The sequence below is a fragment of the Microbulbifer epialgicus genome, assembly GCF_041447265.1.
Lineage (GTDB): Bacteria > Pseudomonadota > Gammaproteobacteria > Pseudomonadales > Cellvibrionaceae > Microbulbifer > Microbulbifer epialgicus.
On record NZ_JBGMEK010000093.1, the window covers coordinates 1 to 14,147 of the forward strand.

Sequence of the window (14,147 nt, forward strand, 5' to 3'; positions counted from 1 at the left end):
TCCCTGTAAGCTCGTAATCGGCATCCATGCCTCATACGGTCCCGAGCGCAGTGTATTCTTTCCTTATTCCTTTTTAATATGTTAACGAATGACAAATACCAGTTCATATTTATGTGGACTGGGTGGGAGTTAAAAACAGAGGCGGTGTTAAGGTGTTAGTAGGCGATAGTAGAGTCGTATAGGTTGGCAGTTAATATATTTAAAGCGGCTCAGATTTTTGTGTTACTGTAGGTTGGCACTTACTTTGCTGGCGTAGTATTTACGTAAATTATGTTTGGTCTTTTTATGTGATATTCTGTCGACCTCAAAAACTTTCCTCTCAATAATTTAGGAATTTTTTCTCATTGATTTTATCACTGCTACTGTAAAAATTACTCACGGGAGTCAATGGTGGCTTGGGTGAATAAAATTCTATGGGTATGAGGTTTAAATAGTGTGTTAGTTAGCTTGTGTAATTAAAAAATAGTTATTTTAATTATCCTTATAGGTTGTTTGTCCCTTAATTTAATTTTCCTGGCTGTTACTAAAAAGGGGGAAGAACACTGCACTCGGGACCGTATGAGGCATGGATGCCGATTACGAGCTTACAGGGATGTATTCACAGCGCGTCTCGAGTGCAGTGTATTCTTTCCTTCTGACCCAGTAGTAACGCGACTATGCTGAAGTCTGCGAACTAATGTGAATCCTTGCGTTCGGTTAATACGAGTATTTTCACGCTAATACAAAAGTTAGTGATGATATCAAGGTGTTAGGAGTTGAACGCGTCGCTTGGTAAGTGTAATTGACTCCTTTAATGTAAATAATATGTTAAAAGGATTTTCATGAAAATACTATCTCCCATGACTGCAATTACGCTGGCTGTCATTAGCAGTGCCACTTTAGCGGGCAACAATACGTCAATATTAACTCAGATTGGTTCTGGTAATATGGCCGTTACTGACCAAACAGACCCAACTATTCAAAACAATCTAATTGTGCAAACGCAAATAGGTACTACTAATGATTCAGATGCGTCTCAGACTATTGACACCAACAATAGTGCGACTTGGCATCTGCAGGTAGGTGAATCAAATGTCGCAACATCTATTCAATCAGACAACACGTCACTCAGTATTCTTTCCATAAATCAGCTAGGCCAGGCAAATATGGCAAATGTTGAGCAAGACGAGAATATCACTGCTAGTGTTGCCATTCTCAATCAAGTGGGTCAGTCGAATGTCGGTGAGGTTGTTCAATATGATGAAGTTTTCTCAAGTGTTGCGCTTCTTAACCAAGTAGGCAGTATGAATCATGGCAGAGTGGAACAAGAAGAAGGAGTTTCAGTAAGTGTCGCCATTTTGAATCAATTTGGCGATGAGAATGATGGCGGTATAGAGCAAGAAGAAGGGGTCTTTGGAAGTGTCGCTGTAATGAACCAATTCGGCGAGATGAACAATGCCGATCTCGATCAAGATGAGGTCACGGCAGGTGTCGCCTTTATCAATCAAGTAGGTTCTATGAACGAAGCTGATGTTGAGCAAGAGGACACAACCTTTAGTAGTATCTTCGTCAATCAAGTAGGTTCTATGAATGAAGCTGATGTTGAACAAGAGGAGGATGTGACTGCAAGTACTATCTTTATTAATCAGTTGGGGCAGATGAATGAGGCTGAAGCTTTTCAGGAAGAAGTTACAGCTAGTGGAGCTTTTATTGTTCAAACAGGTTCCATGAATTCTGCAGAAGTAGGTCAGAGTGAGGTAGTGGTTTTTAGTATCGGCTTTATTAATCAAATAGGGGAAATGAATGAAGCCAGTATTGACCAGGAAGACGCCACAACAACTGTTGCTTTTATTAACCAAACAGGCTCTATGAATGAGGCTGAAACATTCCAAGAGACGACTAGCGGCAGTTTCGGTTCCGTAAGCCAAGCAGGCTCTGGACATTTCAGTGCTATTGAACAGTTCGAAGTCACGTCTAGTGTGGCTATTGTCAATCAAGTTGGCAGTGCGAATGAAGGTGGCATTGATCAAGAAGAAGTAACGGCAAGTATTGCTACTATCGATCAAGTTGGCAGCACAAACGACGCTGATATTGATCAGGTTGCTGAAACCGTCTCAAGTGCAGCCGTTATCGAGCAAGTGGGTGATGCGAATGATGCCGATATTGTGCAGGATGCAACTGAATTTTCTGGTGCTTTGATAGTTCAGGCTGGCTCCATGAACATGTCTGAAATTACTCAAACTGGAGCCATATTGAGCACCGCCGTGACTTTCCAGGTTGGCACCGACAATAGTTATGTAATTAGCCAAACTGGCCTAGGTCAAAGGGCTGTTGCAGTGCAAATTGGTACCGGTAACATGGGCACTATTATGCAATAGTATTCTATAAGAGGTGTTGAGGTAGCTGGTCTACGCACTAGTTGCCTGCCTCTATGGAGTCTCTGAATTATTCGGTAATTTCTTTGCGGGACTTTTAGAGCGATTCAAATTTTGTAGTACGGCTTATTGGAAGCTTCAGGTATTTCTGTGAGGCCGCCCCCTGATTGTGAAACATTCTGAAAACCAGAGATATTATGGAATCATTCAGCGGCTCCCTAAAGAATGTTTCCTTCCCCCCTTTTTAGTAGCAGCATCGCCTGCGGCTTTCCTTGTTCACATCCCCTCTTTCTTTTGACTTTCGAAGTGTGACCAGTCACATCACAAAGTGCGAAATTCTTTTCTGGTCATTTGTGATTATGCATTGACGTTCTTTGCCATTGTGCCGTGAGAGGCTCAATAAGGCAGCTGTGAAATCACTGTTATTCCGAGTAGAAGGTAATGCCTGCAAGGCAATCATGCTGGCGATTTGTACCTGTACTGTTCGGAACGTGAAGTTATTAAAAGTATTCTACCTGCAACCTGTTAATATTAGCGGCTAAGCGCTGTGTCGCTTCGGCAGGTTTCCAGGTAACGAGGTAATGTGTTAGCGCTTTGGCTGGTGCTGGACGTGAGGATTTAACTAAATGGCAGAAGTATATACTACTGGGTCAGTAGGAAAGAATACCCTGTGCTCGGGGCTTGCTGTGAATACATCCCTGTAAGCTCGTAATCGGCATCCATGCCTTATACGTTCCCGTGCGCAGGGTACTCTTTCCTTCCCCCCTTTTTAGTAAATTAGAGAGAATTAATGGTGAAAAAAATTAGAATTTTGTTTGTAGTCTCTATGATTTTTTCCGGTATTTTGTCAGGATGTGTTGGCGTTGTGGACATGGCCTCTTTAGTGGGAGGGTTTGGTGTTATATCAGAAAAAGTTTCAACTTTTGATGGGGCCACTATTGTGGAAGTTTCCCCCCAGTTTGTTCACGACCCAAGGCATACTTGGAAGTTTAATACCTATAAACTGGGGGCGCGCTGGAATAGTAAATCACCTGAGCAAGTGGCGCTTATTATGTCATTTACGTCCAGTTCAGATAATGTGGATTTTGTCTATACAGAGCTGATGGGCCTGGATATCAATTTGAATGGGCAGCAGTATTCCTTTGTGGCCGAAAATTTATTCGACTATGAGAGGGAAGGTTGGAATAGTAATTTAAATACAGCTTATTCGGAGATCCAAAGCTCTGCGATCATACCTCTGAAAATACTGAAAAATATGGCTACGGCTACTGACTGCAAGATTCGAATTCACAGTAACGATGGTTATGAAGATGCATTGTTCTCTATGGAGAGAAGACCTGGAGGGCAAAAACTTGCGGTGCTCTCTATTCGTGAGTTCCTAGCTAATGTGGAGAAGAAGCGTCAGATACTTGCGATCAATGGTAGTATCTCCAGTGCTGATCGATAAAGTCTCAGAGGATATACCAATAGCCCATCTTAAATGAGCCATTTGCTTGTGCTGAATGTGAGTATTTGAGCTATAGAAATTATCCAATTTGCCCTGATCATTGAAGTCTTAACCTGGCAATAAAATAGCTGAGGCTTCATCTATTTCATTGCCGCCCGCAAACTACTGTATTGATAGGTAAATCAGCCTGTATTTCACGGTCTCGCGCCGCCCTATGTGATTGACCATGCGAGGAGTGGATTCGGAGTTGATATCATTTTGCAGTCCCTACCAGAATACTCCATTAAATTTATACAGATGGGTTGGGGAGAAATTCACGACTCAGTTAAGAGAGGTGTCGTGGATGCAGAGACGGATGTCTATGAAGGGGAGGGAGAGTTCTATTACTCGAATGATTATATTGGCTATGTGAATTATGCGATAAGCCGGAAAATCGATAATATTGATATCAATAATGTCGCTGACCTTGTTGGACACCACGTCATCGCCTGGAAAGGGGCCTATAGAGACTTGGGGCCGGATTATCATCGCCTTTTTTCACCAGGGGCGCCAGGAAGTAAGGATTATATTGAAATGCAAGACTCGAAAGAGCAAGTGCAGGGATTCTGGAAAAAAGGATGATTCTATCGCCATTGTTGACAAAAGCATTTTTGCATATTTTTCCTCTAAAGAAGGGCATTAAATGGATGAAGTGGACACGCATAAGGTCTTCCTGCCGGTTTCTAAGTTTAAAATGACATTTAGGAGCGAAAAGGCCAGGGATGATTTCAATAAAGGATTGGCCCGTCTTTGCTCTACAGGAATTTATACTGCGCTACTTAAGAAATATGGGATATCGCAAAAAGCAAATATTTGTCCAAAGGTTTAGGTTTCGAATAAAAGTTAAAGCCACTTAATGGGTAATAGATAGTGAATCTTCTTAGGGAGTCTATAAATAATTCCGTGATTTCTGTGAAGGCCTTGCTGAGCGGTAGTCGCTAGCCCTATTGACTATTGATACTATCTATTTTTTAGTATGCCAAATGAAGTAGATATTACGACTGTAAATAAAGAGACCGGTAAGTTGTCCGATAATGATTACTGGGTCAGCCCGGTAAATACCATAGATAGCCATCATTACCCCGCCGAGTAAACTTAGATACCAGAATGCATCTGGTACTATGGAACGGCGGGCGCGCTCGCTGACAATCCATTGGACCACAAAGCGCATAAAAAATATAACCTGTGCACCGATTCCAAATAATAGCCAGCTCCTTTCTATCGTTTGGACTTGAGCCCACCATTCAATCATTGTTGTACTCAACTTTGCCTACTCCCAATTTTTTTGCGGGTGTTTTCAGGCTTTCTAGTGGCTAAAGAATCTATTCTTACAGTATTTTGTGGATTAGGAGTGGAACATCTCTTGCTCAACCAATAAACACCAGCAAGGTCAAAGATTCCGACAATTGCTCTGGAAGTGTTGGTGTACTTAGAAGTACCTCCAGTTCTGTTACGGTCCGTGATTTCCATTTCAAGTATTCTATAGCCTTGCATAACTACGAGTGCTGGTATAAACCGGTGTAATCCCTTGAATTGTGGCATTGCCAAAAATACCTTGCGGTTTACCAGTTTTAAACCGCACCCAGAGTCGGTGCAACCGTCGTGTAGTACCAATCGGCGGATCAAATTGGCGCAATATGAACAGGCTATTTTTAATCGGCTGCTTTTACGATTCGTTCGTGCGCAGTTAATCAACATAATATCGGGCTGATTACTAGTTGAGTTACTGGCCAGCGCCTCGAGCATAAGGGGGATATACGCTGGATTATTTTGTCCATCTCCATCACAAAATACTAGCCAGTCTCCCTGGGCCTCCCTGGCACCGGTTACTATCCCGGCAGATTGTCCAAAACACTGAGAATGACTGATTAGTCCCAGAGCGGGGTATTTGGGCAGCAGGGAATTGATCTCAGCCACAGTATCATCCGTTGACCCATCGTCCACAATTAACACTTCAAGGGGTGGGTATTTCTTCAGGGCCAGGAATATTTCTTCTATAAGTGGCCCTATAGATTCGCTTTCATTGTGGACCGGGACAACGATACTAAAGCTACTTATGGCTTTAAAACCGTTGTTTTCCAACTTGAGAACTCCAGTTTTGCCATCTTTCAATCTAGTGAACGCACAACTCATATTAGGCTGGATGGCCTGTGCAAACGACAAACATGGCGTTAGTACCGGAGGCGAGCAGGCTGTAGTCTTGTTACTTTCCACGCAAGCAGGCCAAGTAATAACAAGTACTGAAAAGACACCAAAACCAACCAGATGACCCCTGGTGAAAGGCGTCAAATAGAGGCCCTTTATTTTGTTCCTCTTCCTTACCTCCTGTAGGATCTTTCAAATCAGTAGAGAAGTTATCACCTGCTTGATTTTCCATTCTTTTAGGGTGGGTTGACTGTAAAGATAGCGATTTCAGGTTAAGGCTACTTTACTGAGAAATGGATCCATTATTTCCTGTTCCAGTCTGCAGCGCTAGAGCAGAGTTATTTGATGCCGATTGTGATAATTGATGGTTGTTGGCAATACCTAGCTGAGCAATAAATGCAGTATTCAGATTGCCAGTTTGTTCAGCAGATATGGTATTGAGTGTGCCCAGCTGAAGAATATTTGCAGACAGGAAGTCTCCATCTTGTATTATGTTTGTGTTGTTTTCAATGCCGATTTGTCCAATAAAAATACCATTAAAGAATCCTGTCTGTTGGGCGGTGGATAGATTGGAAATGCCGGTCTGGGAGACATTGGCTTTACTAAAAGATGTGTTTATCTGGGTCGTGCTTGAAAGATTATGAGAGCCCAACTGGATAGTGCTTAAGGTATTATTTGACCCGAATAATTGAGTGGCATTTCCGATATTATTATCGCCCAGTTGCAGAACACTTAGGTAATCAAAGGAATTAAGTTGCTGAACTAAGCCAGCAGAATTTCCAGCTCCATATTGGGTGGCGTATATATCACTGTGCGACGATGGGAACTGAAAGCTGATGGCCATATTTGAACTTCCATATTGCGCCATAAACGTATTGTTGTTTGAGCCTTGAAATTGATTGATCGCTGAGATATTTGAAAACCCCTGCTGGAATATTATTGCTTTGTCATTGCTTGAATTAATATGGAGTATTGTCGCATCATTTGCCTGTCCCAGCTGAGATAATAGTCCCGTACTTCCGTTAGAATCCAATTGAATGCTTGACATCAGGTTTTCGCTGCCAATTTGTATAATGTTCAAGTAAACGGCAGTGCTATTATCTTGTGATAGCGTTGTTGTGGTATTTCCAATCCCAACTTGCACGTGTTTGATGGCGCTGTCTGAAGTCCCATTAACTTGTGTTATCTCTGATGTATTGTTAATTCCTGTTTGAAGCTGAATGATTGTATTATTTCTTGTGGTGGGGTCAGATTGATCTGCGGTACCGAGATTTCCAATGCCAAATTGACTAAGGAAGACAGAATTACTCTCCGCGTAGGATTGCCCGCACAGTAAAATAAAAATAAACGCTAATGCAGCTATACAATATTTTTGGGATGCGGGTAGCGCAAATAAGTCTATATTCATTGGGGACACCACTCTGCCAGATAAATGAGGGTTGAGCTAATACTCAGTTTTTATAGGAAATTCTTCTCAATAATACCTTTACATGATGAATATCATGCTTACCGCGAGTGAGATCCTGTGTGATATTTTGGCTCACTGTTTCAGTCTTTCCATAAGAGTTACATCTCATATGTCTGGTACTAAAGCATTAAATAATCACTTACTGATTATTTGTTGAGTCAACAGATGAAGTATGCAGCCCTATGTCATTGTCTCGGCGTAGGGAATATCCTGTGAGCCTAGATAATCGGGGTGGGAAGTAACAATTTCATACAGGCTATATCATCATGGCGCTTTTGATCCAGCACCTGAATTTGTGATTGTGTGAGAACCAGCTCTTCCTCAACGACCTTGGCTTTAATCGCGGCCCGTAGTTGGCCAGATCATCCGATAGCAGATACGGTGAATTAGACGGGGTAGCGTAAATATACCGTTTAACAGCAACACATAAGAAACATGTACCCGTCCTTATTTGAGTTTTCGACGGCATGTGTTAGCACCGTCTCCAGAATAGAGGTATTAGAAAATTGATTGACTACTTGTCCCCAATATTTATGTATTTTTCAGTATTTACTAAAAAGGGGAAGGAAAGAATACTCTGCGCTCGGGACCCTATGGGGCATGGATGCCGATTACGAGCTTACAGGGATGTATTCACAGCGCGTCTCGAGTCCAGAGTATTCTTTCCTTCTGACCCAGTAGTAGATTTGTTACTTTTGCTGGGCTTGACTGGTAGGTCATATTTTCTTGTTGCCTGCCCGCTTGTTCATAGCGCGTATTTTCAGCGCGTTTTCATTGCAACCTTTAGCGCTGCACTGGAAAGCTGCAATTTGAATTTGCCGATATTTCTCACTATTGAATCATCTAGAACTGTAATAAAAAAACCGTATTTTATTGAGGTGAGGGCGGTATCACAAGAATATGTGCACTAGTACCGATTATGGAGTTGAATCGGTGTTGCGCCAATAAAGTGTGGGGATTTAAGGTGGGACTCCGATTAAAGCGGTTATTTAATAGATTGTGGGTCTATTTAATTTTAGTTAAACGGCGAGATTAAATAAATATTTTTTATCGGCTCGGATTATTGTGACAAGAATGTTTTTCTAGTTGTTTCGATTACTGTGGTTTTAAGCGACTGTGCTGGCGAACTCAGGTGGCTTCGTCATGTGTGGTAGTGGAAGGCATTTAATTAAGTTTGCAGCTAGGTTTGGTGGAGCGAAAGAGAAATGCTCTTGTCATTAAGCTCATTGATGAACTCAGGGGCCGGGTTAGGGTAGCTGGAGATGTCGACGTTCTTTCAGTGTGAAAGAGTGACTTTACATCTACGCTGTCCAAATCTTCTCACTGCGCGGGTTTAATTGGTATTTTAGCTGTGCTTCGTTTAGTGGTTCACCTAATCCTAATAAAGGAAACTTTTAAAATGAGAAAAACTATAAAAGCCATTACATGCTTTATTTTTACTGCAAGTTTTTACAACCAGGTCTTGGCCATAGAGATTCTTGCTCATAGAGGGGCATCTGGTGAATACCCTCAAGGTACTGCACTGGCCTTTGATAAAGCGCTGGAGCAGGGGGCTGATATTCTGGAGCTGGATGTACACTTGTCTAAAGATCAGTACATCATTATCAACCATGATGCGGATCTCAAAGACAATGCCGGGGTGTCCGACAAAATTGAAGATCTGACACTGAGCGAAATCAAGTCTCTGGATGCGGGGTATGAATTTACGCTTGATGGTGGCAATAGTTATCCCTTTCGTAATCAAGGACATACCTTGTTAACACTGAATGAGTTATTTGAGCTCTATCCTGATGGCGTATTTAATGTGGAAATTAAACCCAATGACAAAGCGCTCTCAGAAGTGCTTTGGCAGGTTATTGCGGACTATCGGATGCAACAGCAGGTTACTGTTGCCAGTCAGCATAAAAAAGCCATGAATCATTTTCGTGATATTAGCCAAGGTGAAGTAAGAACCAGTGCGACCATAGGTGAGCTTATCGAGGCAAGTCTTGCCTGGAGTTCAGGTTTTGGCTGGGCATACAAGCCCAAGTTTGATGTTGCCCAGCTTCCATATAGCATTACTACCAGGCCGTATGTGCGTTTTTTCCAGAAAAAAGGGGTAAGTGTAGATCTATGGACAGTCAACGACATGGACGATATCGAACGTAGTATCTCACTGGAAGTGGATGGTATTATTGGCGACTATCCTGCGCGTATTTATCAGGCGCTAGTGGATGCAGGAGAGCGTTAGGTTTTTCACTCCTGATCTGCTCGGAACTATTTCGGGCAAAGAAATTTGAAACCGGCCCTTAGGCCGGTTTTTTGTGCCCAAAACTCCACGAGTCTCATTGGCCTTAAGCGGCTATTCCGCTGAGGCGAAGCTGGTTTGTCGTTACTTTGGTAAAAACCAATTCAAAGCTGAAAGGATAAGTTCACCAGACTTACAAAAAAGGGGAAAGGAAAGAATACCCTGCGCACGGGACCGTATGAGGCATGGATATCGATTACGAGCTTACAGGGATGTATTCACAGCGAGTCCCGAGGACAGGGTATTCTTTGCTACTGACCCAGTAGTATTCAATTTTACCCTGAATGAACCCAGTTAAGGTGCTTCACCCTAAAGCCCCGCTGCTTAAGTACCATTTGGATGTCACGCAGCCATGCATATAGGCCGGGCCATTTAGCGCAATATCAACCCGGAAACGATGCCCCTCCCACTCAGTGATTGCTTGGTAGCGCTCATTGAAGTCATGAATACAGGTGGTGATGTATTGGCCATCGACTTTGCCGGGGCTCGTGGTGATGACATCGTGCCCCAGCATCTTCAGGCAGTGAAATGGCACGGCCAGTTCGTAATCCTCAGTAAAGTCGCCACAAAGGATAGCTATTCGGCCCATATTGCCTCCCTTTCATGCGTCAAAGGCTACTGTCGATCATCGGGCGAGAGAAAGTCTAGCCGACGCGGGGCGTTTAAGGGGGATTCATTTTATAGATACTGTTTCAGGATATTTCCCCAAAAATTCGACTTGGCTTAGTTCAGATTTCTATTTTAAAGGGACGAACAGGGGGAGGATTTTAAAGCTTCTTATGCGGCTAGGGCGGGGAGGCTGCTCAATATGCTATAAGGCTAGCCTTTACGCTTGCTGTTCAAATACTTGATAATTGGCGTCCAGGCTTTCCGGGTGAAGTGGTACTTATGTTGTAGATATCCCGGTAGGCCCAATTGGAATGGTATTTGAAATCTTGGAGTGATCGGTGACGACTACAGTTGAACGCAAGGCGACCAATGTTCATTGGCATGAGGGGGATGTGACCCGTGAGAACAGGGCGAGCATTCTCGGCCACAAGGGGGTGACTCTTTGGTTCACAGGCCTATCCGGCTCTGGAAAGAGCACTGTAGCTGTGGCAGTAGAGAAGGCTCTGGCTGCTCGTGGTATCTTGAGCTACCGTCTGGATGGCGACAATATCCGGCTGGGTATCAACTCCAACCTTGGTTTTTCTGCTGAAGATCGTCAAGAAAATATCCGCCGCGTAGGGGAGATTTCCAAACTGTTTGCGGATACCGGTATTGTGGTGCTTAGCAGCTTTATCAGTCCTTACCGTGAAGACCGCGATATGGTCAGAAAGATACACGAGACCGGTGGTCTGCCATATATGGAAGTCTTCGTAGATTGCCCGCTGGAAGAAGCGGAATCTCGCGACCCAAAGGGGCTGTACAAGAAGGCACGTGCGGGTGAAATTAAAGGTTTTACTGGCATTGACGATCCTTATGAGGCCCCAGTTTCCCCTGAATTGCACTTCAATACTGCTGAGATGACTGTGGAGCAGGAAGTAGCAGCAATTATTTCGACTTTACAAGAGAAGGGAATCATTGCTAAGGACTGAGTTACGCTTAGCTTGACCTAGTAAGGGAAGCCCTCCTGGCTTCCCTTTTTTATTTTCAATTCAGCTTTTGTTTGCTTCCTTTTCCTAGTGTGTACTTCCTAGAAGTCCTTCCCGGCGCCAACTGACGGTTACGCTCCTTATCCCTTCATATACTCAACTTGTACCAGTTGAAGAATTTGGCAGCTGTGGAGGCGCTTATGTCGACAAGGGGAGCCTGGTTTCTCTCTGCTTTTTTCTTGGTGTTGCTGGCTGTGCTCTGCGCAGTCGCCTGGGTTGCATATGAGAAGCTGCCAAAAGTGCATGGAAAAGCAGTTGCCCCAGTGCTAGGAGTTCCTGGTGGCTCACTGAGTTACGATCCAGCTCCGGCGTATACTGGACCTCATCCAAGGATGATGTCACGCCCGCCGGAATATTTCCCATTTCCCATCTCAATTGGAGAGGTGGGGCCCGTAGAAACCTTATTTACCGGCCCATCCAAATATCCTTTCTTCTGCGGTAAGAATGCCATCACTAAAAAGCAGCCGCTGGTAGATAACCAAGTGAAGGAAGGGGTGCCAGTTTTTGCCGTGGATGATAAGGGTGAAAGGACGAAAGAGGTGATTGGCTACAGCCGGGATTGCAGTCATGCAACAGAGGTCACCTATTTTTATCGCAGTACAATTGATGGGCAATTCCACTATTTGTTCGAGGCCCGAAATGATATCGACAAGGCGACCGTAAACGGCCGCCAAGTGGATTTCATTGTTCGTGTTGAGACTGGCACCATCAATCGCCATTTCTATGCAATTGCAGCTTTAAGAGGGGAGGGGGAAACTGCAGAGAAGCCGAATGATAGTAATTGGAATCGCCGCTTGATCTATCAATTTAGAGGTGGTGTCGGCATTGGGTCGCGTCAGGGAAATATGAATAAGGGGGATGTTACCCGGCGGCGTATGGATCAGCTGGCGCGTGGATATGCCATTATCTATTCAACAGCGAACCAAACCAGAAATCACTACAATATCTGGCTGGCGGAAGATACTGCGCGTCGATTAAAGAAGCAGTTTGAGGCTCTCTATGGTGAGCCCATGTATACAGTTGGTATTGGCGGGTCTGGTGGGGCAATTCAGCAGTATTTATTCGCTCAAAATGCACCGGGGCTGCTAGACGCAGCCATACCCCTTTACTCCTATCCAGATATGGTCACTCAGACAATCTATGCGTTCGATTGTGAGCCACTGGAATACTTCTTTGATGTTCAGGATGTTGACAATACTCGCTGGCGAGACGCGGAAGAACGCTCGATTATCCAGGGGCTCTCGGCAAACTCTGAGGTGAGTAGCCGTTTTAGGTTGATAAGTATGGCGGCGGGCTTATTTGACAGTCGCTATAGAAGCCGGGCCCGTGGTGCTACCGAATGTGTAGAAGGTTGGCGCGGACTGGTGCCCTTGGTGAACAACCCCAATTTTGTGCACTTTTTTAAAAGTTTCTCTGAAGATGTGGTGGGCAAGGTGCATTGGACCCATTGGGAAAACCTGCGTCAGTTTTATGGGGCGGGAGAAAATGGATATGCCAATTCCACCTGGGATAATGAAGGTGTTCAGTATGGGCTGAAAGCATTGGTTGAGGGCAATATCAGCATTGATACCTTTTTGAAAGTCAATGCATCGGTTGGTGGTTGGAAGGCGCAGGAGGACCAGAGCGATGAAAAACTGTGGTTCTTGAATGGTGGCTTGTTGCCAGTGAGCCTCTCTGTATGGAGTGAGCAGAATTTGAACGTAGGCACGATTGAGAGTCCGGCAAGACGCAGTCGCGCCAGTATGGAGGCGATCAATGGAATTTATCGGTCAGGCCATGTTTTTCTCGGGGATGTGGAGATTCCTATAGTAGATATGCGCCACTATCTGGATAAAGAGCCCGATATGCACCATAGCTCAGCGTCTTTTTCTGCCCGTGAACGAATCCGGCGCGCGCGTGGCCATGCAGAAAATCAGTTAATCTGGATGAGCCATAAGGATTACAACCCCTTGGATGAAGCACTTGATATTATTGATCGCTGGATACAGAACATCGTTGCTCATCCAGGCAAAGGGGTTGTAGAAAACAGGCCGGAAGATGCTAATGACCGCTGTTTTGATCGGGAGGGTAATGTATTGGCGGCTGGTCCCGATGTATGGAATGGGGATTGGAACGGAAGGCCTTCAGGGAAGTGTATGCGTGAATATCCTATTCACAGTACTGCAAGGCAAGTGGCTGGAGCGCCAATCACCGATGATATTTTCAAGTGTGCCTTGCAGCCGATTGAGCGGGCTTTGGCAAAAGGTTTGTATGGTCCACACACTGAGGAAATAACGGGGCGTATTGATGATTTACAGCGCATATTTCCAACTGGCGTGTGTAATTACAATGAGCAGGATTTGGCGCGTCCAAGGGATCAATTAATTCCCAAGGAAATTCCAGTGAAGATAGCCGGCCACCTGATTGACCCCGACTATCGGCAGGGTAAAGTTTTGCAGGAGGTCAGTGCGGATGAGGCTGAAGTGCGGAGCGCGCCAGTCTATCTTCCAACAGGAGGTGCACCAGATCAGTAATCATAATTTTTGGCGTGAAAATTGTTGACAGGGAAATTCAGTCCGGTAATATGCGCCTCGCTCAAGGGGCAAGGCCCTTACCAAAAAGAGCATCGGGTGGTTAGCTCAGTTGGGAGAGCGACGGCCTTACAAGCCGTAGGTCACAGGTTCGACCCCTGTACCACCCACCAAACTTCCATTGGGAAGTTTACTACCGAGGACCGGTAGTTCAGTTGGTTAGAATGCCGGCCTGTCACGCCGGAGGTCGCGGGTTCGAGTCC

11 protein-coding genes and 1 tRNA gene are annotated in these 14,147 nt (G+C 44.5%); 8 read left to right on the forward strand and 4 right to left on the reverse strand.

What is annotated here, in order from left to right:
• The first annotated feature begins 821 nt into the window (after positions 1-821).
• The 4 genes from ACCI49_RS21175 to ACCI49_RS21190 all read left to right on the forward strand — a co-directional run bounded on the left by ACCI49_RS21175 (position 822) and on the right by ACCI49_RS21190 (position 4,669).
• On the forward strand, positions 822-2,357 hold the full coding sequence (locus tag ACCI49_RS21175; RefSeq protein ID WP_371841221.1) for a hypothetical protein: 1,536 nt from the start codon (positions 822-824) through the stop codon (positions 2,355-2,357).
• A gap of 787 nt (positions 2,358-3,144) precedes the next feature.
• Positions 3,145-3,801, forward strand: coding sequence for a hypothetical protein (locus ACCI49_RS21180; protein ID WP_371841222.1), 657 nt, complete (start codon positions 3,145-3,147; stop codon positions 3,799-3,801).
• A gap of 339 nt (positions 3,802-4,140) precedes the next feature.
• Positions 4,141-4,422 carry a hypothetical protein gene (locus tag ACCI49_RS21185; RefSeq protein ID WP_371841223.1) on the forward strand — a complete coding sequence of 94 codons (282 nt, stop codon included), beginning with the start codon at positions 4,141-4,143 and terminating at the stop codon, positions 4,420-4,422.
• Between the two features lie 61 nt (positions 4,423-4,483).
• Positions 4,484-4,669: a hypothetical protein gene (locus ACCI49_RS21190; protein WP_371841224.1), complete on the forward strand. Its 186-nt coding sequence runs from the start codon at positions 4,484-4,486 to the stop codon at positions 4,667-4,669.
• Positions 4,670-4,804: 135 nt separating this feature from the next.
• Here ACCI49_RS21190 and ACCI49_RS21195 read toward each other — a convergent pair whose 3' ends face one another.
• From ACCI49_RS21195 to ACCI49_RS21205, 3 genes are all read right to left on the reverse strand, one after another.
• Complete coding sequence (locus ACCI49_RS21195) at positions 4,805-5,104, reverse strand: lipid-A-disaccharide synthase N-terminal domain-containing protein (protein WP_371841225.1); 300 nt, start codon at positions 5,102-5,104, stop codon at positions 4,805-4,807.
• Positions 5,101-5,922, reverse strand: a complete 822-nt coding sequence (locus ACCI49_RS21200; RefSeq protein ID WP_371841226.1) for a glycosyltransferase family 2 protein — start codon at positions 5,920-5,922, stop codon at positions 5,101-5,103. Before ACCI49_RS21200 ends, ACCI49_RS21195 begins: the two co-directional genes overlap by 4 nt.
• Positions 5,923-6,268: 346 nt before the next feature.
• A complete protein-coding gene (locus tag ACCI49_RS21205) occupies positions 6,269-7,393 on the reverse strand; it encodes a hypothetical protein (protein ID WP_371841227.1) in 1,125 nt (374 codons plus the stop codon).
• A gap of 1,459 nt (positions 7,394-8,852) precedes the next feature.
• Here ACCI49_RS21205 and ACCI49_RS21210 point away from each other — a divergent pair.
• Complete coding sequence (locus tag ACCI49_RS21210; protein ID WP_371841228.1) at positions 8,853-9,683, forward strand: glycerophosphodiester phosphodiesterase family protein; 831 nt, start codon at positions 8,853-8,855, stop codon at positions 9,681-9,683.
• Between the two features lie 361 nt (positions 9,684-10,044).
• Here ACCI49_RS21210 and ACCI49_RS21215 read toward each other — a convergent pair whose 3' ends face one another.
• Entirely contained in the window at positions 10,045-10,329 is a 285-nt protein-coding gene (locus ACCI49_RS21215; protein ID WP_371841229.1) for a type 1 glutamine amidotransferase family protein, read from the reverse strand.
• Between the two features lie 358 nt (positions 10,330-10,687).
• Here ACCI49_RS21215 and cysC point away from each other — a divergent pair, with 358 nt between their 5' ends.
• The 3 genes from cysC to ACCI49_RS21230 all read left to right on the forward strand — a co-directional run bounded on the left by cysC (position 10,688) and on the right by ACCI49_RS21230 (position 14,057).
• Entirely contained in the window at positions 10,688-11,317 is a 630-nt protein-coding gene (gene cysC, locus ACCI49_RS21220) for an adenylyl-sulfate kinase (protein ID WP_371841230.1), read from the forward strand.
• A gap of 197 nt (positions 11,318-11,514) precedes the next feature.
• A complete protein-coding gene (locus ACCI49_RS21225) occupies positions 11,515-13,887 on the forward strand; it encodes a DUF6351 family protein (protein WP_371841231.1) in 2,373 nt (790 codons plus the stop codon).
• Between the two features lie 94 nt (positions 13,888-13,981).
• Positions 13,982-14,057, forward strand: a tRNA-Val gene (locus ACCI49_RS21230).
• Positions 14,058-14,147: the final 90 nt, after the last annotated feature.

Coding starts and splice junctions, on each gene's coding strand:
- ACCI49_RS21175 (WP_371841221.1), top strand. CDS start 822: ATGAAAATACTATCTCCCATGACTGCAATTACGCTGGCTGTCATTAGC.
- ACCI49_RS21180 (WP_371841222.1), top strand. CDS start 3,145: ATGGTGAAAAAAATTAGAATTTTGTTTGTAGTCTCTATGATTTTTTCC.
- ACCI49_RS21190 (WP_371841224.1), top strand. CDS start 4,484: ATGGATGAAGTGGACACGCATAAGGTCTTCCTGCCGGTTTCTAAGTTT.
- ACCI49_RS21205 (WP_371841227.1), bottom strand. CDS start 7,393: ATGAATATAGACTTATTTGCGCTACCCGCATCCCAAAAATATTGTATA.
- ACCI49_RS21210 (WP_371841228.1), top strand. CDS start 8,853: ATGAGAAAAACTATAAAAGCCATTACATGCTTTATTTTTACTGCAAGT.
- ACCI49_RS21215 (WP_371841229.1), bottom strand. CDS start 10,329: ATGGGCCGAATAGCTATCCTTTGTGGCGACTTTACTGAGGATTACGAA.
- ACCI49_RS21225 (WP_371841231.1), top strand. CDS start 11,515: ATGTCGACAAGGGGAGCCTGGTTTCTCTCTGCTTTTTTCTTGGTGTTG.